23 protein-coding genes are annotated in these 20,671 nt (G+C 71.2%); 11 read left to right on the forward strand and 12 right to left on the reverse strand.

Annotation, left to right across the window (positions count from 1 at the left end; genetic code table 11):
• Nucleotides 1-50: 50 nt before the first annotated feature.
• The 5 genes from ACFZ8E_RS10820 to ACFZ8E_RS10840 form a co-directional block, all read right to left on the reverse strand.
• On the reverse strand, nt 51-398 hold the full coding sequence (locus tag ACFZ8E_RS10820; protein WP_243947616.1) for a DUF4189 domain-containing protein: 348 nt from the start codon (nt 396-398) through the stop codon (nt 51-53).
• Between the two features lie 131 nt (nt 399-529).
• Complete coding sequence (ccmB, locus tag ACFZ8E_RS10825) at nt 530-1,198, reverse strand: heme exporter protein CcmB (RefSeq protein WP_243947618.1); 669 nt, start codon at nt 1,196-1,198, stop codon at nt 530-532.
• A complete protein-coding gene (gene ccmA / locus ACFZ8E_RS10830; RefSeq protein ID WP_147842504.1) occupies nt 1,195-1,842 on the reverse strand; it encodes a heme ABC exporter ATP-binding protein CcmA in 648 nt (215 codons plus the stop codon). Before ccmA ends, ccmB begins: the two co-directional genes overlap by 4 nt.
• A 35-nt stretch (nt 1,843-1,877) precedes the next feature.
• Complete coding sequence (locus ACFZ8E_RS10835; RefSeq protein WP_147727319.1) at nt 1,878-2,147, reverse strand: type II toxin-antitoxin system RelE/ParE family toxin; 270 nt, start codon at nt 2,145-2,147, stop codon at nt 1,878-1,880.
• On the reverse strand, nt 2,131-2,355 hold the full coding sequence (locus ACFZ8E_RS10840) for a TraY domain-containing protein (RefSeq protein ID WP_147842505.1): 225 nt from the start codon (nt 2,353-2,355) through the stop codon (nt 2,131-2,133). The genes ACFZ8E_RS10835 and ACFZ8E_RS10840 overlap by 17 nt, the downstream gene beginning before the upstream one ends.
• 211 nt (nt 2,356-2,566) lie before the next feature.
• Here ACFZ8E_RS10840 and ACFZ8E_RS10845 point away from each other — a divergent pair, with 211 nt between their 5' ends.
• Nucleotides 2,567-2,773 carry a hypothetical protein gene (locus ACFZ8E_RS10845; protein WP_147727329.1) on the forward strand — a complete coding sequence of 69 codons (207 nt, stop codon included), beginning with the start codon at nt 2,567-2,569 and terminating at the stop codon, nt 2,771-2,773.
• A gap of 267 nt (nt 2,774-3,040) precedes the next feature.
• Nucleotides 3,041-5,752 (forward strand): aconitate hydratase AcnA, encoded by a 2,712-nt coding sequence (gene acnA / locus ACFZ8E_RS10850; protein ID WP_405042759.1) that lies wholly within the window; start codon nt 3,041-3,043, stop codon nt 5,750-5,752.
• Nucleotides 5,753-5,858: 106 nt separating this feature from the next.
• Here the strand turns inward: acnA and ACFZ8E_RS10855 are convergent, their stop codons facing one another.
• The gene (locus ACFZ8E_RS10855; RefSeq protein ID WP_244031813.1) at nt 5,859-6,461 is read right to left on the reverse strand and encodes a glutathione S-transferase family protein; all 603 of its coding nucleotides are present in this window, start codon (nt 6,459-6,461) and stop codon (nt 5,859-5,861) included.
• Nucleotides 6,462-6,534: 73 nt separating this feature from the next.
• Between ACFZ8E_RS10855 and ACFZ8E_RS10860 the strand changes: the two genes are divergently transcribed.
• Together ACFZ8E_RS10860 and ACFZ8E_RS10865 are read left to right on the forward strand one after the other, a co-directional pair.
• A complete protein-coding gene (locus ACFZ8E_RS10860) occupies nt 6,535-7,221 on the forward strand; it encodes a YafY family protein (protein WP_243937424.1) in 687 nt (228 codons plus the stop codon).
• 138 nt (nt 7,222-7,359) lie between these two features.
• Entirely contained in the window at nt 7,360-8,043 is a 684-nt protein-coding gene (locus ACFZ8E_RS10865) for a metal ABC transporter permease (RefSeq protein ID WP_405042760.1), read from the forward strand.
• Nucleotides 8,044-8,138: 95 nt separating this feature from the next.
• On the opposite strand, the gene ACFZ8E_RS10870 is transcribed toward ACFZ8E_RS10865, so the two are convergent.
• Nucleotides 8,139-9,242: an AI-2E family transporter gene (locus tag ACFZ8E_RS10870; RefSeq protein ID WP_243934893.1), complete on the reverse strand. Its 1,104-nt coding sequence runs from the start codon at nt 9,240-9,242 to the stop codon at nt 8,139-8,141.
• Nucleotides 9,243-9,483: 241 nt separating this feature from the next.
• On the opposite strand from ACFZ8E_RS10870, the gene ACFZ8E_RS10875 reads away from it, so the two are divergent.
• The 3 genes from ACFZ8E_RS10875 (at nt 9,484) to ACFZ8E_RS10885 (ending at nt 11,502) form a co-directional block, all read left to right on the forward strand.
• The gene (locus ACFZ8E_RS10875; RefSeq protein WP_147727326.1) at nt 9,484-9,792 is read left to right on the forward strand and encodes an acyl carrier protein; all 309 of its coding nucleotides are present in this window, start codon (nt 9,484-9,486) and stop codon (nt 9,790-9,792) included.
• A 94-nt stretch (nt 9,793-9,886) separates the two neighbouring features.
• On the forward strand, nt 9,887-10,378 hold the full coding sequence (locus ACFZ8E_RS10880) for a 3-hydroxyacyl-ACP dehydratase FabZ family protein (RefSeq protein WP_147727327.1): 492 nt from the start codon (nt 9,887-9,889) through the stop codon (nt 10,376-10,378).
• A complete protein-coding gene (locus tag ACFZ8E_RS10885) occupies nt 10,375-11,502 on the forward strand; it encodes a beta-ketoacyl-ACP synthase (protein WP_243937427.1) in 1,128 nt (375 codons plus the stop codon). The genes ACFZ8E_RS10880 and ACFZ8E_RS10885 overlap by 4 nt, the downstream gene beginning before the upstream one ends.
• 265 nt (nt 11,503-11,767) lie before the next feature.
• On the opposite strand, the gene ACFZ8E_RS10890 is transcribed toward ACFZ8E_RS10885, so the two are convergent.
• Nucleotides 11,768-12,988: an ABC transporter substrate-binding protein gene (locus ACFZ8E_RS10890; RefSeq protein WP_147728415.1), complete on the reverse strand. Its 1,221-nt coding sequence runs from the start codon at nt 12,986-12,988 to the stop codon at nt 11,768-11,770.
• A 111-nt stretch (nt 12,989-13,099) separates the two neighbouring features.
• On the reverse strand, nt 13,100-14,032 hold the full coding sequence (locus tag ACFZ8E_RS10895; protein ID WP_147728414.1) for an alpha/beta fold hydrolase: 933 nt from the start codon (nt 14,030-14,032) through the stop codon (nt 13,100-13,102).
• 175 nt (nt 14,033-14,207) lie between these two features.
• On the opposite strand from ACFZ8E_RS10895, the gene ACFZ8E_RS10900 reads away from it, so the two are divergent.
• From ACFZ8E_RS10900 to ACFZ8E_RS10910, 3 genes are all read left to right on the forward strand, one after another.
• The gene (locus tag ACFZ8E_RS10900) at nt 14,208-16,313 is read left to right on the forward strand and encodes a putative bifunctional diguanylate cyclase/phosphodiesterase (RefSeq protein WP_405042761.1); all 2,106 of its coding nucleotides are present in this window, start codon (nt 14,208-14,210) and stop codon (nt 16,311-16,313) included.
• A 107-nt stretch (nt 16,314-16,420) separates the two neighbouring features.
• On the forward strand, nt 16,421-16,861 hold the full coding sequence (locus ACFZ8E_RS10905) for a TadE/TadG family type IV pilus assembly protein (protein WP_405042762.1): 441 nt from the start codon (nt 16,421-16,423) through the stop codon (nt 16,859-16,861).
• Nucleotides 16,858-18,504 carry a TadG family pilus assembly protein gene (locus ACFZ8E_RS10910; protein ID WP_405042763.1) on the forward strand — a complete coding sequence of 549 codons (1,647 nt, stop codon included), beginning with the start codon at nt 16,858-16,860 and terminating at the stop codon, nt 18,502-18,504. The genes ACFZ8E_RS10905 and ACFZ8E_RS10910 overlap by 4 nt, the downstream gene beginning before the upstream one ends.
• A gap of 117 nt (nt 18,505-18,621) precedes the next feature.
• On the opposite strand, the gene ACFZ8E_RS10915 is transcribed toward ACFZ8E_RS10910, so the two are convergent.
• Together ACFZ8E_RS10915 and ACFZ8E_RS10920 are read right to left on the reverse strand one after the other, a co-directional pair.
• Entirely contained in the window at nt 18,622-19,224 is a 603-nt protein-coding gene (locus ACFZ8E_RS10915; RefSeq protein ID WP_147729382.1) for a PAS domain-containing protein, read from the reverse strand.
• 270 nt (nt 19,225-19,494) lie between these two features.
• Entirely contained in the window at nt 19,495-19,725 is a 231-nt protein-coding gene (locus tag ACFZ8E_RS10920) for a hypothetical protein (protein WP_187275569.1), read from the reverse strand.
• A 93-nt stretch (nt 19,726-19,818) separates the two neighbouring features.
• Between ACFZ8E_RS10920 and ACFZ8E_RS10925 the strand changes: the two genes are divergently transcribed.
• The gene (locus tag ACFZ8E_RS10925) at nt 19,819-20,043 is read left to right on the forward strand and encodes a hypothetical protein (protein WP_405042764.1); all 225 of its coding nucleotides are present in this window, start codon (nt 19,819-19,821) and stop codon (nt 20,041-20,043) included.
• Here ACFZ8E_RS10925 and ureG read toward each other — a convergent pair.
• Entirely contained in the window at nt 20,040-20,669 is a 630-nt protein-coding gene (ureG, locus tag ACFZ8E_RS10930) for an urease accessory protein UreG (protein WP_405042765.1), read from the reverse strand. The two genes, ACFZ8E_RS10925 and ureG, sit on opposite strands and share 4 nt — an antisense overlap.
• Between the last annotated feature and the right edge of the window lie 2 nt (nt 20,670-20,671).

Here is a 20,671-nt window from a genome sequence, read left to right on the forward strand (position 1 = left end):
TCACCTCGGCAAGCCGCCGATCCGTCGTGCGGCGTCGCAGGGTGGAACGGTCATTCGCACTCGGAGAGGACGAGCTTGCAGCTGGGGCACTTGTCGAAGGCCATCTCCTTGGCGGCGGCCTCGGTCCGGCCCCAGCCCACGCCGTAGGTGGTGCGATTGGAGACGTAGGCGCCGCAGGCGTCGAAGCGGGCGACGACCTTGCAGTTGTCGTTGCCCATCTTGGCGCATTGGCGCATCGCGGCGGCGCCCGCGGCCTCGCGCGAATCGCCCCAGCCGATGCCGTAGCCCTCGTCGCCGGCCTTCTGGCCCTCCTCGGTGTCCACGGCGAAGGCGCCGGCCGCGGCGGCGGGAGCGGTCGCGAGGAGCGTCAGGAGCAGCGCGGACATCAGGGTCTTCATCGTTACGTCCCCATCGAGCTTGACAGGGCGGCCGAACCCGTCGCGCCGCCGCTGCCAGCCGTCTGATAAGGCAGTGCGGCGCAAAGGAAATTGCACGACCGTTCCGATCTCTTGTGCGAGCGTCCCGCCCTCTATTCCGACCAGCGCAGGGCCGCCGCCGCCGCGAAGGTGCCGACCAGCGCGGCGATCAGGCTGAGGCCGGACAGGATCATCAGCGGGGTGGCGAAGGGGACGGTGCCGCCGAGGGCCGACTGCGCGGCCGAGACGCCGAAGATCAGCGTCGGGATCATCAAGGGCAGCACCAGCACGGCGAGGATCAGGCCGCCCCGGCGGATCGAGGCGGTGAGCGCCGCGCCGACCGCGCCGACGAAGGTCAGCGCCGGCGTGCCGACGAGCAGCGTCAGGGCGGTCGCGGCCATGGCGGTCCCGTCGAGCGCGACGAGCAGGCCGAACAGCGGCGAGGCCAGCGCCAGGGGCAGCCCGGTGGTGATCCAGTGCGCGATCACCTTGGCCAGCACCACGATCTCGAGCGGCACCGGCGCGGCGGTCATCAGGTCCAGCGAGCCGTCCTCCTCGTCGGCCTGAAACAGCCGGTCGAGGCCGATCAGCGTCGCCAGCACCGCCGAGAGCCAGAGGATGGCCGGGCCGATCCGCGAAAGCAGGTTGAGGTCCGGCCCGAGGGCGAACGGCACCAGCGCCACGATCATCAGGAAGAAGACCAGCGACAGCATGCCCGACCCGCCGACGCGGGAGGCCAGCGTCAGGTCGCGGGCGACGAGGGCTGCGAGGATGCGGATCACGCCCACGCCTCCTCCGCGTCGTCCGCCGGCTCGGGCGCCCGCGGGGCGGCCTGCGCGATGTGGAGGTTGCGCGCGTCCTCGAGCCCGAGGGCCTGGTGGGTGGCGGCGATGACGAGGCCGCCGGCCGCCCGGTGCTCGGCCATCAGCCCGGCGAGCACGCCCTGCGAGGCGGTGTCGAGGGCGGCCGTCGGCTCGTCGAGGAGCCAGAGCGGGCGCGCGCAGACGAGGAGCCGCGCCAGCGCCACCCGCCGCCGCTGCCCGGCGGACAGGTAGGCGACCGGCAGGTCGAGCGCGTGGGCGAGGCCGAGCCGGTCGAGCGCCGCCCGCGGGCTCAGCCGCTTCGTCCCGAGAAGGCTTTGCGCGAAGGCGAGGTTCTCGGCCGCCGTCAGGCTGCTCTTCAGCCCGTCGCGATGGCCGACGGCGTGCAGGCACTCGGGCAGGGCCGCCTCGCCCATGTCGTGGACGGTGAGCCGGCCCGAATCCGGCCGCAGCCGCCCGGACAGGATCGCGAGCAGGCTCGACTTGCCCGCGCCGTTGCGGCCGGTGACGGTGATCGCCTCGCCCGGGCCGATGGCGAAGGTCAGCCCGGAGAAGATTTTTCGCCCCGAGCGGCGGCAGCAGAGGGCATCGACGGTCAGCCGCACGAAGGTTGCCTGTTCAGAGAATGAAACGCTTCGATCTACCGGTAGATCGCGCGCCGGTGGCCGATCCGTACCACGACGACCCTGACGGTCGCGTCGTCGATCGCAGCGATGATCCGGTAATCGCCGACCCGATATTTCCAGAGGCCGCCCAGCCGCGAACCTTTGAGCGCCTCACCGAGGCTTCTCGGATCGTCCAGGGGCGACAGGCGATCCCGCAGGAAACGGAGAATCCGCGCGGCGGCCTCACGATCGAGCCTATCGAGTTCGCGTTCCGCGGACCGTTCGAACTCAATCCGACAAGCCATGCCGATCCATCACCGCCTGCAGCGTGACGGTCCGGCTCTCGCCGCTTTTCAGAGCTGCGACCCGGCTCTCCGCGAGCTCGACGTCCTCGATCTCGTCGAGGTGGTCCTGGATCGCCTCACGCACGTGATCGTCCGCGCTGCGGCCGGTGCGTCGGGCCAGGGCGTCGAGGCGGCGTTCGATCTCCGGCGGCAGGTCGAGGGCGAGCATGGAAGTCTCCGAGGCGCGTCAGGCTTACGATGGCGGCGCGCATCCGTCCATTCTCGGCACCAAGCCCTCTTGCACGACGAGCCCACGGCACCCGCGCCGCCTTGCCCGATTGCGCAAGACGAAGGAGCCGCGCAACCTCACCGTCATCGGGCAAGCGGCGTTCCGCGATCGTGGGACGCCGGGACGCACCGCCGACACGGAGGATGTCGCCATGACCAAGCCGTCGCAATCCGCGAAGCTGCGCGTGAACGACCCGCGGGTCCGCACCGAAGCCGAGATGGCCCGGGATCCCGACGCGCTCGCCGGCCGCGCGATGGTGGAGGCGCGGGTCGCGCGCTGCACCGCGGACGAGCAGGCCGCGTTCTGGGCGGCGGTGCGGCGCTGCTTCGGCGGCCCGGCGCCGGAAGCCGCCGCCTGAGCCGGACGGGACCGAGGACGCGGGCGGACAGCCTCGCGGCACTGTCACCCGCGACCCGGTAGCGGGCAGATTCGAATCGTTCTATACGGTCCCCAGGCTGCGCCGCGCGACCTTCGAGCGTCCAATTCGCTCCTCGCGCACCCTCCTGCCCGGGCACCCCCGGGGCGGCGCGCGCTCCCTGCGAGCGCAGTCAGGCCGAACACCGGTTTCGTGGCGCGGGTTATGCCTGCGCGTGTTCGACAAACGCCAGCGAGGATCAGACCAGCCGTGGCTTCCATCGACAGCTTCAAGTCCCGACAGACGCTTCAGGCGGCGGGCAAGACCTACACCTACTACTCGATCCCCGAGGCCGAGAAGAACGGGCTCGCCAACTCCACGGCCCTGCCGTTCTCGATGAAGGTGATCCTCGAGAACCTCCTGCGCTACGAGGACGACCGTTCGGTCAGGAAGGGCGACATCGAGGCGACGGTCGCCTGGGTCGACAACCGCGGCAAGACCGAGACCGAGATCGCCTTCCGCCCCTCCCGCGTGCTGATGCAGGACTTCACCGGCGTGCCCGCCGTCGTCGACCTCGCCGCGATGCGCGACGCGATGGTGGCCCTCGGCGGCGACCCGCAGAAGATCAACCCGCTGGTGCCGGTCGACCTCGTGATCGACCATTCGGTGATCGTCGACGAGTTCGGCACGCCGAAGGCGCTGGCCGACAACGTCGCGCTGGAATACGAGCGCAACGGCGAGCGCTACACCTTCCTCAAGTGGGGCCAGTCGGCGTTCGACAACTTCTCCGTGGTCCCGCCCGGCACCGGCATCTGCCACCAGGTCAACCTCGAGTACCTGTCGCAGACCGTGTGGACGAAGCGGGACCCCGACGCCTCGGACGGCTCCGAGATCGCCTATCCCGACTCGCTCGTCGGCACCGATTCGCACACCACCATGGTCAACGGCATGGCCGTGCTCGGCTGGGGCGTCGGCGGCATCGAGGCGGAAGCCGCGATGCTCGGCCAGCCGCTGTCCATGCTGATCCCCGAGGTCGTCGGCTTCAAGCTCTCCGGCAAGCTGCCCGAGGGCACCACCGCCACCGACCTCGTGCTCACCGTCACGCAGATGCTGCGCAAGAAGGGCGTGGTCGGCAAGTTCGTGGAGTTCTACGGCCCCGGCCTCGACGAGATGGCGGTGGCCGACCGCGCCACGATCTCGAACATGGCGCCCGAATACGGCGCGACCTGCGGCTTCTTCCCGATCGACCGCAAGACCATCGACTTCCTGAAGGTCACCGGCCGCACCGACGAGCGCATCGCGCTGGTCGAGGCCTACGCCAAGGCGCAGGGCATGTGGCGCGACGCCCAGACCCCCGACCCGGTCTTCACCGACACGCTCGCGCTCGACATGGGCGACGTGCGGCCCTCGCTCGCCGGCCCCAAGCGCCCGCAGGACCGGGTGCTGCTCGACGCCGCCAAGCCCGGCTTCGCCGGCTCGATGGAGACCGAGTTCCGCAAGGCGGCCGACATCGCCAAGCGCTACCCGGTGGAGGGCGCGAACTACGACATCGGCCACGGCGACATAGTGATCGCGGCGATCACGAGCTGCACCAACACCTCGAACCCGTCGGTGATGATCGGCGCCGGGCTGCTGGCCCGCAACGCGGTGGCCAAGGGCCTGCGCTCGAAGCCCTGGGTGAAGACCTCGCTGGCGCCGGGCTCGCAGGTCGTCGCCGAGTACCTCGAGAAGGCCGGGCTGCAGCAGCCGCTCGATGCGCTGGGCTTCAACCTCGTCGGCTTCGGCTGCACCACCTGCATCGGCAATTCCGGCCCGCTGCCGGCCGCGATCTCGAAGGCGATCAACGACAACGACGTCGTGGCCGCGGCGGTGCTCTCGGGCAACCGCAACTTCGAGGGCCGCGTGAACCCCGACGTGCGGGCGAACTACCTCGCCTCGCCGCCGCTCGTCGTCGCCTACGCCCTCGCCGGCTCGATGCAGATCGACATCACCACCGAGCCGCTCGGCACCGGCTCGGACGGCCAGCCGGTCTACCTCAAGGACATCTGGCCGACGACGGCCGAGGTGGCGCAGTTCATCGAGGCGAACATCACCTCGGCGCTGTTCAAGTCGCGCTACGCCGACGTCTTCACCGGCGACGCGAACTGGCAGGGGGTCGAGGTCACCGAGGCCGAGACCTTCGCCTGGAACGGCGGCTCCACCTACGTGCAGAACCCGCCCTACTTCGAGGGGATGCAGAAGGAGCCGGCGCCGATCACCGACATCCAGGACGCCCGCATCCTCGGCCTGTTCCTCGACTCGATCACCACCGATCACATCTCGCCGGCCGGCAACATCCGCGCGGCCTCGCCCGCCGGCGCCTACCTGCAGGAGCATCAGGTCCGGGTGCAGGACTTCAACCAGTACGGCACCCGCCGCGGCAACCATCAGGTGATGATGCGCGGCACCTTCGCCAACATCCGCATCAAGAACCAGATGGTACGCGATCCCGCCGGCCAGGTGGTCGAGGGCGGCTGGACCCTGTTCCAGCCCTCGGGCGAGCAGATGTACATCTACGACGCGGCGCAGAGATACGCCGAAGCCGGCACCCCGCTCGTGGTCTTCGCGGGCAAGGAGTACGGCACCGGCTCGTCGCGCGACTGGGCGGCCAAGGGCACGAAGCTGCTCGGCGTGCGCGCGGTCGTGGCCGAGAGCTTCGAGCGCATCCACCGCTCGAACCTCGTCGGCATGGGCGTGGTGCCGCTGGTGTTCCAGGGCGAGACCTCGTGGGCCTCGCTCGGGCTCAAGGGCGACGAGACCGTCACGATCAAGGGCCTCGCCGGCGAGTTGAAGCCGCGCCAGACCCTGACGGCCGAGATCACCGCGGCCGACGGCACCAAGCAGGAGGTGCCGCTGACCTGCCGCATCGATACGCTGGACGAGCTGGAATACTTCCGCAACGGCGGGATCCTGCCCTACGTGCTGCGCTCGCTCGCAGCCTGAAGCTCGGTTCGGGCGGCCCTCGGGTCGCCCGGCCTCACGACACGTCGTCGAGCCGCCGCGGGTCCGTCCCGCGGCGGCTCTTTTCATGCGGTGCGTGCCGGTCGGATCAGGCGGCCGCCTGCGCCGCGTCGAACGCCGCCGCGAAGGCGGCGCCGGGCCGCGCGGTGCAACGATCGACCCAGGCATCGATGGCCGGCACGCCGGGCTTGCCGAACCACGCGAAGGGCGAGTGCAGCAGCAGGTCGACCGCGGTGAAGCGGTCCCCGAGCAGAAACGGGCCGCCGGCGAGTGCGGAGGCCAGGCGTGCCCTGGCCTCCGCGCCGTCCCGGAACGTCTGCGTCAGGAACGGGTGATCCAGCCCGGCGGCCTCGACGACCAGAACCGGCTCCAGCACGCCCGCGTACCAGGCGAGCCACCCGAGATAGGCGCCGCGCTGCCTGTGCCCGTGGGGGACGGCGAGCCCGGCCTTCGGGAACAGCTCGGCGAGGTACTGCACGATGGCGCTCGATTCGCGGACCAGCGTGCCGTCGTGGTCGAGCATAGGCACCTTGCCCTCGGGATGCGGGTTGCCGGGATCGCGGATCCCCGACCCGTCCCTGCGCGGGATGGTCACCCGCTCGATCCGGACGTCGTCGAGGGCGTCGAGCTCCTTGAGCAGGGCGACGATGCGGGTCGAGCGGCTGTTGGGGGAATGGTAGAGCGTGATCACGGCGATCTCCTGCTGGCGGGTCGGCAGGGGATGGTCTAGCCAAGGTCTCCTGCCAGTTTCCGTCAGTTGCACGATGGCCCGAGCCGACCGGCTTCTCCGACTGCTCCACGCGATGCGCGTCCTGCCGGCGCCGGTGACGGCGGCCCGGCTGGCCGAGGAGACCGGGGTGTCGCTGCGATCGATCTATCGCGACATCGACAGCCTGCGCACAGCCGGCGCCGGGATCGAGGGCGAGCGCGGCTACGGCTATCGCCTCGTCGAGGACGTCGCGCTGCCGCCGCAGACCTTCGACCGGATTGAGATCGAGGCCCTGGTGCTGGGTCTCGGCGAGGTCCGCCACATGGGCGACCCGGCGCTCGCGGAGGCCGCCGCCTCGGTGCTGGCGAAGGTCGCGGCGACGCTGTCCGACCGGCGCGAGCAGCACCTGCTCCACGCGGTGTCGCAGGTCCGCCGCTTCGGGACGCGCTACCCGGCGACCTTCGACATGACGACGATCCGCACCGGGTGCTGGCGCGAGGAGGCGGTGACCATCCGCTATGCCGACAAGGACGGAGCGACGACCGTGCGGACGATCCTGCCGCTCTCCATCGTCTACCTCGACGACAAGATGACGGTGCTGGCCTGGTGCTGCCTGCGCGCGGCGTTCCGCATGTTCCGCGCCGACCGCATCGCGGCGGCGGAACCGGCCGGCACCAGCTTCCGCCCGCGACGGGTGGCGTTGCTGCGCAGCTACGTCGCCGAGCTCGGCCGCCGCGGATGATGCGGGCCGGGCGCGCCGGCCGGGCGATGCGCGTCTGAGCCACAAATAAGAGCCGGCGACCGCGAATAGATTGTGCGCAAGGGTGTTTTGCGGCCGCCGCCGCCCCATAACCTCCCGACCACAACCGGGAGATGCCCCATGAAGACCCTGAATGTCCTCGCCCTTGCCGGCCTGATGACCCTGTCCGGCGCCGCCCTCTCGGCCCAGGCGCTGGAGCGCGTCCGCGGCACGATCGAGAAGGCCGACGGCGGCATGGTGACGATCAAGACCGTCGACGGCGCGAACGAGACCATCGACGTCGGCGGCGCCAAGTTCGCCTGGGTGGTGAAGTCGAGCCTCGACCAGATCAAGGACGGCGTCTTCATCGGCACCGCGACCAAGGGCGAGAACCCGATGACGGCGCTCGAGGTGGTGCTGTTCCCCGAGTCGATGCGCGGCACCGGCGAGGGCCATTACGGCTGGGATTCGATCACCGACCACACCGCCGCGGGCGGCACGGCGGTGAAGAGCTCGATGACCAACGGCACCGTCAAGGCCGAGTCGGGCACGCCGCGCGTCAAGAGCGCGATGACCAACGGCACGGTGAAGGCCGACACGGCCGGCGCCTCCGGCACCAAGACGCTGACCGTCGGCTACGGCAAGGACGGTGCGGCCAAGACCATCGAGGTGCCGCCGACCGCGCCGATCGTCGCCTTCGAGCCGGCCGACAAGGCGATCCTGATGCCCGGATCGAAGATCTTCGCCGTGGTCGACAAGGCCGGATCGAAGATCGAGGGCAAGCTGATCGCCGTCGGCAAGGACGGCCTCACCCCGCCGATGTGATCCCGGGCGCCGGCGGCACGCGGGTCCGTGCCGCCGCGCCTGACTGGTCATGTCCGAACGGCCGCGGGATCTCGGATCCCGCGGCCGTTCGCATGTCAGGGGGCCTTCGCGTCCGCGCCGACCGTGAACTCGCGCCACAGCAGCATCAGCGCCGCCATCACCGCCGGGCCGAGGAACAGGCCGAGCAGGTGGAAGGTCTCTACCCCGCCGAGGATGCCGAGCAGCACCCACAGGAACGGCAGCTTGGTGGTGCCGCCGATGAGCGCCGGGCGCACGAAGTGGTCGGCCACGAACGTCACGACGAAGCCGGCCACGGCCACGATCACCGCCGCCTTCACCGAGCCGGCGGCCACCAGCAGCAGCGCCGCGATGGCGATGGCGAGCGCGGCGCCGAACGGGATCATCGCGGCGACCGCGGTGAACGCGCCGAGCAGCACCGGGTGCGGCACGCCGGCGAAGTAGTAGACGATGCCGAGCACGACGCCCTCGCCGAGGCCGACGAGGACGAGGCCGTCGACCGTGCCATGCACCGAGGCGACCATCTGCCGGCCGACCCGCTCGCCGCGCGGCCCGAACAGGCGGTTGCAGGCGACGAGGACCTGATCGCGGATGGTGCGGCCGTCGCGGAACAGGAAGAACAGCGCGACCAGGCTGAAGCCGAACAACACGACGCGGTGCACGACCTCCTTGCCGACGTTGCGCGACACCCCGATCACCGAATCGTTGTCGAGCCTGCGCAGCATGTCGGAGCCGGCATCCGGATGGCTGAGGTTGGCGCTCCACCACGCCGAGGCCTGCGCCGCGCCGTAGGGCAGGTGGTTGACGACGTCCGGCACGGGAATGCCGTCCTTCTCGGCCGCGCGCACGAAGTCGAGGACGTCGTGGGCCTCGCGCGCCGCCTGGATGCCGAGGACAACGAGCGGCGCGAGGAAGACGAGGGCGACAAGGAGCGTCGCGACAAGCGGGAGCACGACGTTGTGTCCGCCCGGCGGGAAGCGCCGCTCGACGCGCACGTAGAGCGGCCACAGCGCGATCGCGAGCACCACCGCCCAGGCCAGCGCCGGCAGGAAGCCGGACAGGATCCAGAGCCCGAGGGCGGCGAGCGCCAGCACCAGCACGACGCGGGCGACGCCCTGGCCCCTGGCCTTCTCCACCGGCGGAAGCGGCGGCGCGTGTTCGGTGCGAAGCGTCTGGTCCATCAGGCGGGTCCTCCGGCGCGATCCGCCGCGCGCTCATGTAGGCCGCCGCGGGACCTTTGCCATACGCGGAATCCGGGCCCCGGGGGCGGCACGGTTGCCGGGCCGGACCCCCTCGTGTAGAGGTCGCGGCCACATGACGGGGCGGCGCGCGGCGCCCTCCGCCACTGGGCCGTGCGGATGGGGGCGCCGCGTCGAGCACCGGCGGCGGCCCGTCGCACCAATCCCGATTCGGCGAGAACGCATGTCAGACCAGCCCAGCACCGGCACCGCCACCTTCGAGCGCGTTGCCGACATCATCGCCGACACCGCCGACATCCCGCGCGAGAAGATCACGCCCGAGAGCCACGCGATCGACGATCTCGGCATCGACAGCCTCGCCTTCCTCGACATCGCGTTCGCCGTCGACAAGGCCTTCGGGATCAAGCTGCCGCTCGAGCGCTGGACCCAGGAAGTCAACGAGGGCAAGGTCCCGGCCGAGGAGTACTTCGTGCTGAAGAACCTCTGCGCCCGCATCGACGCGCTGGTCGCGGAGAAGGCCGCCAAGGTCTGATCCCGGGGTCTCGGCACCGAGACCGGCACCGGCAAGACCCGGGCGGCGACGCCCGGACCGAACGACCCTCCGAAAGCCTGCGGATCGGCAGCCCATGCGCCTCGAATATTTCGAGATGATCGATTCCGTGGTGAGCCTCGACCGCGCCGCCGGCCGGATCGAGGCCCTGGCCCAGGTGCCGATGGAGAGCCCGGTCTTCGAAGGGCACTTCCCCGGCCATCCGCTGGTTCCTGGCGTGCTGCTCACCGAGACGATGGCGCAGGCCTCGGGCTACCTCGTGCTCGCGCACCTGAACTTCGCGCAGATGCCGTTCCTGATGGCGGTGGACAAGGCGCGCTTCCGCTCCTTCGTCGGCCCCGGGGCGACGCTCAGCGTCACCGCGAGCCTGGAGCATGACGGCTCGGGCTACGCCGTGACCAAGGCCGCGATCCGCCACGACGGCAAGCTCCTGGCCGATGCCGAGCTCCGCTTCCGCACCATGCCGTTCCCGGACGGGCTCGACGCGCTGATGCGCGCGCGCACCGCGAAGATCGGCCTGGTGATGGACGGGGATCCGGCGGAGGCCCCGGCAGGAGAACCCGCATGAGCCGCGCCGTCGTCGTCACCGGGATCGGCCTCGTCTCCTGTGCCGGCGAGGGCCTGGCCGCCCATCTCGACGCGCTCGCGGCCGGCACGCCGCCGCGGACCGACGCGACGACGTTCGCGCCCTATCCCGTCCACCCGGCGCCGGCGCTCGCCTGGGACGGTCAGATCCCGAAGAAGTCCGACCAGCGGCAGATGGAGGCGTGGCAGCGCCTCGGCGTCTACGCCGCCGGGCTCGCCCTCGACTCGGCCGGCGTGAAGGACGACGCCGCCTTCAAGCAGGCGCTCCACCTCGTGGTCGCGGCCGGCGGCGGCGAGCGCGACTACGCGGTCGACGGGGCGATCCTCACCGGCCTGCGCGATGCCGCCGATCCCGGCGCCTATCTCAACGAACGGTTGCAGAACGACCTGCGGCCGACGCTGTTCCTGGCGCAGCTCTCGAACCTGCTCGCCGGCAACATCGCCATCGTCCACGGCGTCAGCGGCGCGTCGCGCACCTTCATGGGCGAGGAGGCGGCCGGCGTCGACGCGCTGCGCATCGGCCAGGCGCGGATCGCCTCCGGCCAGATCGACGCGATGCTGGTCGGCGGGTCCTACAGCGCCGAGCGGCCGGACGTGATGGTCGTCCACGAGATGGGCGGCTTCCTGCGCAAGCCCGACTACGCGGCGGTCTTCGCCCGCGACGACGCACCCGGGTTCATCCTGGGCAGCTGCGCGGCCTTCCTGATGCTCGAAGCCGCCGAGACCGCCGCGGCCCGTGGGGCGCGGGCGCTCGCCCGCCTCGGACCGGTCGCGAGCGACCGCACCCGGCGCGCGCCCGGCAGCGTCTCGACCAGCCTCGACGCCCTGTGGCGGCAGGCCGGGATCGGGCAGGCGCAAGCGGTCGTCTCCGGCGCCACCGGCGTCGCGGCGATCACCGGCGAGGAGCACGCGCGCCTGTCCGCCCTGGCGCCCGACCGGCCGGTCCATGCGCTGGGCGACCTGATCGGCCACGGCCTCGAGGTGACGGCGCCGTTCGGGGCCGCCCTGGCCGCCGGGCTCGTGGCCGATCGCCGCCTGTCGGAGGTCGCGGTCACCGCCGTGGGCCACCGCCGCGGCGAGGGCGTTCTGCGCCTGATGGCCGTCTGAGCGGCGGCCGTCGCGACAGTCTCCCCGATGCGCCTTCGGCAAGGGTCACTCCCACCCGCCGCCTCATCCTGAGGCGCCCGCCTCGGCGGCCCTCGAAGGAGGCCTCCCGCCGACGCGCGATCCCTCAAGGTCTCCTTCGAGGTCTCCTTCGCGGCGGCTCGCGCCGCACCTCAGGATCAGGGGGGGGGATGGGAGTCGGCCGCCACGGGTCGGCCGCCACGGGTCGGCCGCCACGGGCCGGCCGCTTCGTCCCTGCTTTCCGGTCCTACTTCGCCGCCGTCGTCAGCGGGCAGCCGCTGGCCTCGGCGGTGGCGAAGGCCTCCGGTCCGGGCACGGTGGCGAGCTTCCTGTAGAGGTCCCACTCGCCCTTGGATTCGGCGGGCTTCTTGACCTCGAACAGGTACATGTCGTGGACCATGCGCCCGTTCGGCAGCACCTTGCCGCCCTTGGCGAAGACGTCGTCGACCGGCATCGTGTGCAGCAGCGTGTTGACCGCCTCGGTCTCGTCGGTCCCGGCGGCCTTCACCGCCTTGAGGTATTGCAGCACCGCAGAATAGGTGCCGACGTGGATCATGTTGGGCATCTTGCCGGTGCGCTTCATGAAGCGCTGCCCGAAGGCGCGGGTCTCGTCGGTGAGGTCCCAGTACCAGCCCTCGGTGAGCGTCAGGCCCTGCGCGACCTTGAGGCCGAGACCCTTTACCTCCGCCAGGGTGAACAGCAGCGCCGCGAGCCGCTGCCCGCCCTCGACGATGCCGAACTCGGCGGCCTGCTTGATGCTGTTGGAGGTGTCGAGGCCGGCATTGGCCAGCCCGATCACCTTGGCGCCGGAGCCCTGCGCCTGGAGCAGGAACGAGGAGAAGTCCTGCGCCGAGAGCGGATGGCGGACGTTGCCCAGCACCTTGCCGCCCTTCGAGGTGACGTAGCGGGCGATCTCGGCTTCCAGCGAGTAGCCGAAGGCGTAGTCGGCGGTCAGCATGAACCAGGTGTCGCCGCCCTGCTGCACCAGGGCGCCGCCGGTGCCGACCGCGAGCGCGTGGGTGTCGTAGGCCCAGTGATAGCCGTAGGGCGTGCAGGCCTTGCCGGTGAGGTCGGCGGTGGCCGCGCCGGTGGTGATGGTGATCTTGCGCTTGTCCTTCGACAGGCCCTGAACCGCGAGCGCCACCGACGAGGTCGTCAGCTCCATGATCGCGTCGACGTTGTCGCGGTCGTACCATTGCCGCGCGATGCCCGACGCGATGTCGGGCTTGTTCTGGTGGTCGGCGGAGACGAGCTCGATCGGCGTCCCGTTCATCGAGCCGCCGAAATCCTCGACCGCCATCCGCGCCGCCTCGATCGAGGAGCGGCCGCCGAACTCGGCGTAGGTGCCGGACTGGTCGTTGAGGATACCGATCTTCACGACGCCGTCCGAGAAGCCCTGCGCGGCGGCGGGTGCGGCGAGCGCGGCGAGCGCGACCGCCAGCGCGAGACGGACCTGTCCCTTGGTCATGCGTATCCTCCCGGAAGACGTGATCTTGTCGATCGGCCGCCGTTCGGGCGGTCCGGGGCGCATGCTAGGCGAAGGGCGGCCGCGCAACCACGGCGGGCGTCGCCCTCCGTGTTACGCTTTGCGCGGAGCTTCATTCTCGAGGAAGGGGCGGAGCGCCGCGAGGGTCGCGGCCGGGTTCTCCTCGGCCAGGAAGTGGCCGGACTCGATCTCGGCGCCGACCGCGTTCGGGGCCAGCGTCCGCCGCCACGCCGCGAGCGCCGTCTCCGGCTTGTCGCGATCCAGGTAGCGGCTGCTGGCGAGAACGAGGACCGGCATCGCCAAGGTCCGCCCGGCGGCGATGTCGGCCCGGTCGGCCGCGCGGTCGGGGCCGGCGCCCGCGCGGTAATCCTCGCACATCGCATGGATGCGCTCGGGCACGGACCAGGCCTGGGCATAGAGGTCGAGCGCGCGCGGGTCGAACGCCGAGAGGTCCTTGGCCGACGTCCAGCCGGCGATCAGCGTCCGGAAATAGCCGTCGGGATCCCTGCCGATCGCGGTCTCCGGGTTCGGGGCCGGCTCGGCGAGGAACGGCCAGTGCGGGTTGGCGCCCGGCGCGGCCTCGATCCGCTCCCACTGGACCGCCGTCGGCACGACGTCGAGCAGCGCGAGCGTCGAGACGCGGGCGGGCTGGTCCAGGGCGAGGCGGTAGGCCACCCGCGCGCCGCGATCGTGCCCGGCGAGCGCGAAGCGGACATGGCCGATCCGCTCCATCAGCGCGACGATGGCCCCGCCGATCCGGCGCTTGGAGTAGCCGTCGTGGGCCGGATCGCCCTCTGGAGCGGCCGACCAGCCGTAGCCCGGCAGGTCGAGGCAGATCACGCGGTGGTCGCGGGCGAGGTCGGGGGCGATGCGGTGCCAGAGCGCGTGGCTCTGCGGGAAGCCGTGGAGCAGCAGGAGCGGCGGCGCATCCGCCGGGCCGCCGACGCGGGCGAAGGCCTTGCCCCAGGCGGCCTCGGTCCACAGCGCCTCGAACCCGGGAAACAGATCGTCGCCACCGCTCGACATGGGCCTTGCTCCAACCTTCGCCGATCGCGACCCGCGGGTGGCGGCGTCGCGCGCCAGCGTCAAACGCGCTCAGGGGCGTCGGGCTCCGGCGGCGATGCGCCCACGCGCGGCAGGGAATGCGAATAAAATCTTAATCCCTGTCGTGGAGGGTCGCATCACGACTGATGGTGCCCGAATGCCCGTTCAAACCCTGGAAGAGCTCGCGAGGATCGACTCCGACTGGGTCTGGCAGACCGATGCCGCGCAGAACTTCACCTATCTGTCTCCCGAGGTGGAACGCTTCCTCGGCCGAACCGCCGGCGCGCTGACCGGCACGTCGCGGATGACGATCGCCGCGAACGGCGGCGACGGCAGCTTCTGGGAGCCCTACTTCACGGCGCTCGACCGGCGGCAGGCCTTCACCGGCTTCATCTATCCCTACGCCCATCCCGACGGCCACGTGCGCTGGTTCCGCATCAGCGGCGAGCCCGTCGTCGCGCCGGACGGGACCTTTTGCGGCTATCGCGGCACCGGCACCGACATCAGCTCCGAGGGCCAGGCGCGCAGTGCCCTCGCCGACGCGCTCGCGGAGCTGCGCACCTCGCACGCCAGCCTGGTGGAGCAGAACAAGCGCTTCGAGGCGGCGCTGAGCAACATGACCCAGGGCCTGTGCCTGTTCGACGAGGCGGCACGCCTCGTCGTCTACAACCAGCGCTATTGCGAGATCTTCGGCCTGGCACCGGAGGCCCTGCGGATCGGGATGTCCCAGCGCGAGATCTGCGCGATGCTGGTGGGGGCCGGCTGCTATCGCGGAGGCACCACCGTCGACGCCCTGTGCGAGGGCACGCGCCAGGCCCTGCTCGACCCGGACCCGAAGCCGATCCAGCGCGAGCTCGCCGACGGCCGGATCCTCGCCGTGTGCTATCGGACGATCGAGGACGGCGGCTGGGTCTCGACCTTCGAGGACATCACCGAGCGCCGCCGCAACGAAGCGCGGATCGCGCACATGGCGCGCCACGACGCGCTCACCGACCTGCCCAACCGCACGGCGTTGCGCGAGCACGGCCTCAGCATGCTCGGCAAGCCGCGGCGTGCGGGCGAGACCACGCGGCTCGCGATCCTCTGCCTCGACCTCGACCGGTTCAAGGCGGTCAACGACACGCACGGGCACGGCGCGGGCGACGCGCTCCTGCGCGCGGTGTCCGAACGGCTCTGCGCGCGGGTCCGCACCGGCGACCTGGTGGCGCGCCTCGGCGGGGACGAGTTCGCGGTGCTGCACCGCGTCGCCGACGCGGCCGGCGCGCTGGCCCTGGCCGAGCGGATGATCGAGCTGGTGAGCACGCCCTACGATCTCGACGGCTACACCGTCGAGATCGGCATGAGTGTCGGCATCGCCATCGCCGACGAGGCGGCCGACGACATCGACCGCCTGCTCAAGAACGCCGACACGGCGCTCTACCACGCCAAGGGCAAGGGCCGCGGCACCGCCTGCCTGTTCGAGGCGGCGATGGACGAGACCGCCGAGGTCCGCCGCGCGATCGAGCGCGACCTCGCCGACGCCCTGAAGCACGGGATGTTCGAGGTGCATTACCAGCCGCTGGTCAACCTCGACAGCAACCGGGTCACCGGCCTGGAGGCCCTGGTCCGCTGGCGCCATCCGGAGCGCGGGCTGATCCCGCCGGCCACCTTCATCCCGGTGGCCGAGGAGACCGGGCTGATCGTCGCCCTCGGGGAATGGGTGCTGAACCGGGCCTGCCGCGACGCCGTCGCCTGGCCGGCCGGGATCAGCGTCGCCGTCAACGTCTCGGCCGTGCAGCTGCGCCACCGCACCTTCGCGCAGACGGTGCTGCTCGCCCTGGCAGCGAGCGGGTTGCGGTCCGACCGGCTGGAGCTCGAGATCACCGAGAGCGTCCTGCTCGACGACACCGAGGCCAACCTCGAGACCCTTCATCTGCTGCGCCGGACCGGCATCCGCATCTCGATGGACGATTTCGGGACCGGCTACTCGAGCCTGACCTACCTGCGCCGCTTCCCCTTCGACAAGATCAAGATCGACCGGTCCTTCGTCCAGGATGCCGGGAAGGCGACCGAGGCCGGGGCGATCATCCGCGCCCTGGTGAGCCTCGGCACCAGCCTCGGCATCACCACGCTGGTCGAGGGCATCGAGACCGAGGAACAGCTCGCCGCCGTCCGGGCCGAGGGCTGCCAGGAGATGCAGGGCTTCCTGTTCAGCCGGCCGCGCACGGCCGACGAGATCACGGCGATGCTGACGGCCGCGCGCGACGAAGCCGCCGCAGCCTGAGACCGGCATATACAACTCCGGATTGTATTTACACCTTTCCTTAAGCCGAAACCCATACGGTAGGTTGCATAGCCGGTTTGCGATGCAAGCTCATGGGATCGCGTGCGATGGGAATGAGGGCGGGACGCGGGGGTGGAAGGCTGGCGGCCTGCCGCGGCGGAAACGCGGCGGTCGAGTTCGCGCTGGTCACGCCGCTCCTGCTGCTGCTGTTCGCCGGCATCTCCGCCTTCGGCATCTATCTCGGCGCCACGCACACCCTGCGCGAGATCGCGGCGGAGGCGGCACGCGCCTCGGTCGCCGGCGTCAGCGACGGCGAGCGCGCCTCCCTCGCCCAGGCGGTGGTGCAGCGCAGCCTCGCCGCCAGCGCGATGTTCAAGGCCGGCAGCGTCGGGGTCTCGGTCGGCACCAGCCCGAGCGACGCCACCGTCTACACGGTCACGCTCACCTACGATTCCTCCGGGCTCGGGCTGAAGTCCCTCGGCAAGCTGGTCCCGCTGCCGCCGGACATCTTCACCAGCACGGTCAGCGTGCGCCGGGGCGGGCTGTGAGCCGCCGGGCGCGCGACCTGCGATCGGCCCGGGGCGGCTCGGTCGCGGTTCTGGTGGCGCTCGGGGCCACCGCGCTGATGGGCGCGGCCGCGGTCGGGATCGATCTCGGCATGGTGGTGCAGGCCAAGCGCAAGGCGCAGGGTGCCGTCGACATCGCCGCGATGCTGGCCGCCGCCGGCGGCGGCGGGGCCGACGCGCTCGCCCGCCGCTCGCTGGCCGACAACGGCTACGCCGCCGCCACGGTGACGGTCTCGCCCGGGAGCTACGCCGGCAACGCCAGGATCGCGCCCGCCAGCCGGTTCCAGGCCGGCGCCAGCCCCGCCAATGCCGTCCGCGTCGGGCTGCGGACGGGGGTGCCGGTGCATTTCGCCCAGGTGCTCGGCCTGCCCAAGACCGTGCCGATCCAGGTGACGGGCACGGCCGCGAGCGCGCAGTTCGCCGCCATCTCGATCGGCTCCGGCGTGGCCGCGCTCGATGGCGGCATCGCCAACGCCCTGCTCGGGGCGATGCTGGGGACGAAGCTCTCGCTCTCCGTCCTCGACTACAACGCGCTGCTGTCGATGCAGGTCGACGCCTTCCGCTTCCTCGACGCGCTGGCGACCAACCTGAACCTCCAGGCGGCGGACTACACCGACCTCGTCGCCGCCAACGCCAGCGTCGGGCAGCTCACCGCCGCCCTCAAGGTCGCGGCACAGGGCACGTCGGGGGCGGGCGCCGCGGTGACGGCGCTGACGAAGCTGATGGGCGCGCTGCCCAACGCCGGCGCGCTGATCCCCGTGGCGCAGGTCGTCGACCTCGGGGATGCGGCCGCCCTGTCCCCGGCGCGGGGCGCGGCCGGCCCCCTCGTCGGCCTGATGGACGTGATCTCCGACATCGCCGCCAACGCCAACGGCCAGAACCAGATCGCGCTCGACCTCGGCGCGACGGTCCCGGGCCTGCTCAACACGCGGCTGACGCTGGCGATCGGCGAGCGGCGCCAGGATTCCGGCTACGTCCAGCCGGGCACGCCGAACGCGACGGTCCACACCGCGCAGGTGCGGATGCTGCTCGAGACGACGCTGACCGCGCCGCTCGGCCTCGGAACCGTGACCCTGCCGATCTATCTCGAGGCGGCGCAAGCCTCGGCGACCCTGCGCGGGGTCGCCTGCCCCTGGACCGCCTCGACCCGGCGGCAGGCGACGGTGGATGCGCAGCCCGGCCTCGCGACCCTCGCCGTCGCCAACGTCCCGCGCAGCAGCATCGCGGTCGGCGCCGGCACGCCCGACCTGAGCCGGTTCGCGAACCTCATCGCGCTGCCGCTGCTGACGGTGCAGGGAACGGCGCGAACGACCATCGCCAGCCCGGCGCCGCAGACCCTAACCTTCTCCGACGACGAGATCACGCGGCAGGTCACTAAGACCGTGTCCACCACCGGCCTGACGCAATCGCTGACCGGAAGCCTGGTCCAGGGCCTGTCGCTCTCGATCAACGGGTTGATCGTGCCGCCCCTGCTCGGGCCGCTGCTGTCGACCGCGCTGATGGCGGTGACCCCGGCCCTCGACATGGTGCTCGACACGACGCTGCGCATCCTGGGGCTGCGCCTCGGCTACGCCGACGTCACCGTCGACGGCACAATGTGCAACCAGGCCGTGCTGGTACAGTAGCACGTCGCCGCTTCGGCCCGGCGCCTGCCGGACGCCCGGCCCGGCACGATCGATGTGCCGAAGCCCGGCCTCGCCGGCGGCGCGGCGGCACGCGCGCCGCACCGGCCGGTTCGACGATCAGTGCCCGCGCCCCGGCCCGCGCGACAGGGCGGCGATCTGCTGGCCGAGGCTGAGGAGCAGCACGTCGACGAGAAGACGCAACTCCGAGTTGTCGAGCTGATCGATCGTCTCGCGGCAGGCCAAGGCGTGGGCGGCGGCGGTGTCGAGGATCGCCGAGGGGTCCTTCCGCTCGATCTCGGCGAAGGCGCCGAGGTCGAGATCGCCCTCGGTGACGTCGATGATGATCCCGTGGCCGTGCAGCACGGTCCCCGACTCGTTGCGGACGAGCCGGCCGCGATCGAGGATCCGGCGGACGCGGCCGGCGGTCGAGACGGTGCGGTATTCCGCGACGAACAGGCCCCCGCTGCGGCGCAGGCGCTTGAAGTGGCGCGACAGCTTCGGCAAGTCGTCGGGATGGACGCGGGCCTTGGCCCGCTCGAACGGCACGGGCAGCCCGGCGATCGCATGGTCTCCCGCCAGAACGTCGGCGGCCCCGGCATCCAGAATGCAGCGGTCGGGTTGGGCCGACCAGGCCCAGGTTCCGACCACGCCGGAGGCCGACAGGGCCGCCGTCAGGTCGACGGGCCGCGAGCGGGACCGGTCGATCGTTTCTGAGCGCATGGAGGACCTCCACGGTTCGGTTGCAGTTTCGCTTGGGAACCGCCGATATACAACCCAAGATGGAATTAACAACGCGTTAATTCAACACTCGGATCAGGCTCGACACCGCTGCATTCTACCGATTCCTGGGGGATGCAGGGCTATCCGATGCTGGGAATGCTGTTCGAGCCCAGTGCAGGCGCGCAGGCCCGGCCGACGAGGCCGAGACGTCGCCCCGTTCGTTTCCCGACATCGCTCGGGCGAGGCTCGAGACCGGACGAGGGGGGACGATCAGCCGATCTGGCTGAACAGGGTCACGGCCCCGAAGATCAGAACGGATACGACCACGACGGCGATCAGGATCAGGGCCGCACGCGATTCCTGCAATTCCGGCGACATGCCCGCTCCATCACAGCCGGCGGACACGATGCCTCCGGCCGGCGCTATCCCGAACGAAACCTTGCATCGATCGATCCGGCTGTCGAGATGCGCGCGGTCGCCGGCCGCGGTGCGACAGCGCACAGCTTGGCCGCACGTTCACCCCTACGTTGAAGTCCTGCCGAAGGCCGACCCGTGCTCGCGCGTGAACGGCCGAGCCGGCATGGAGTGATGATCATGACATCGTCCCTGCGCATCGCCGCCCTCGTCCTCGCCGCCCTGCCGATCGCCTCGGCTCACGCCGGCGACACCCGGTCGAAGCCGCTGAGCCCGCGTGACCGCGCCGCCCTCGAGACCGACCAGAAGTTCTCCGCCCGCATGAGCCGCCTCGATGCGCTGATGGTCGGCGTCCCGCAGAGCCCGGGGACGGCCCGCTCCCGCTCGGCCAACGCCGAGCACTAACGCGACGGCATCCCACCGAGGCCGCCGGCCTCGACGACGAAGCGCGCGACCGCGTCGGCTCCCGCGCCCTCCCGCAGGGATGCGAACACGTAGGGCCGCGGCCCGCGCATGCGCCGGGTGTCCGCCTCCATCACCCCGAGATCGGCGCCGACCAGCGGCGCGAGGTCGGTCTTGTTGACGATGAGCAGGTCCGAGCGGGTGATGCCGGGGCCGCCCTTGCGCGGGATCTTCTCGCCGCCCGCCACGTCGATGACGTAGAGGGTGATGTCGGCGAGCTCCGGCGAGAAGGTCGCCGCGAGGTTGTCGCCGCCCGACTCGATCAGGATCAGGTCGAGCTTCGGGAAGCGCCGGCGCATCTCGGCCACCGCCGCCAGGTTGATCGAGGCGTCCTCGCGGATCGCCGTATGCGGGCAGCCCCCGGTCTCGACCCCCATAATCCGCTCCTCGGGGAGCGCGCCGGCCACCGTGAGGATGCGGGCATCCTCCTTGGTGTAGATGTCGTTGGTGATCGCACAGATCTCGTAGGCGTCGCGGAAGCGCTTGCACAGCTGCTCCATCAGCGCGGTCTTGCCCGAGCCGACGGGCCCGCCGATGCCGACGCGCAAGGGTCCGTTGTTCGATGCCATGG

This window comes from Methylobacterium sp. HMF5984 (assembly GCF_045033435.1).
GTDB lineage: Bacteria > Pseudomonadota > Alphaproteobacteria > Rhizobiales > Beijerinckiaceae > Methylobacterium.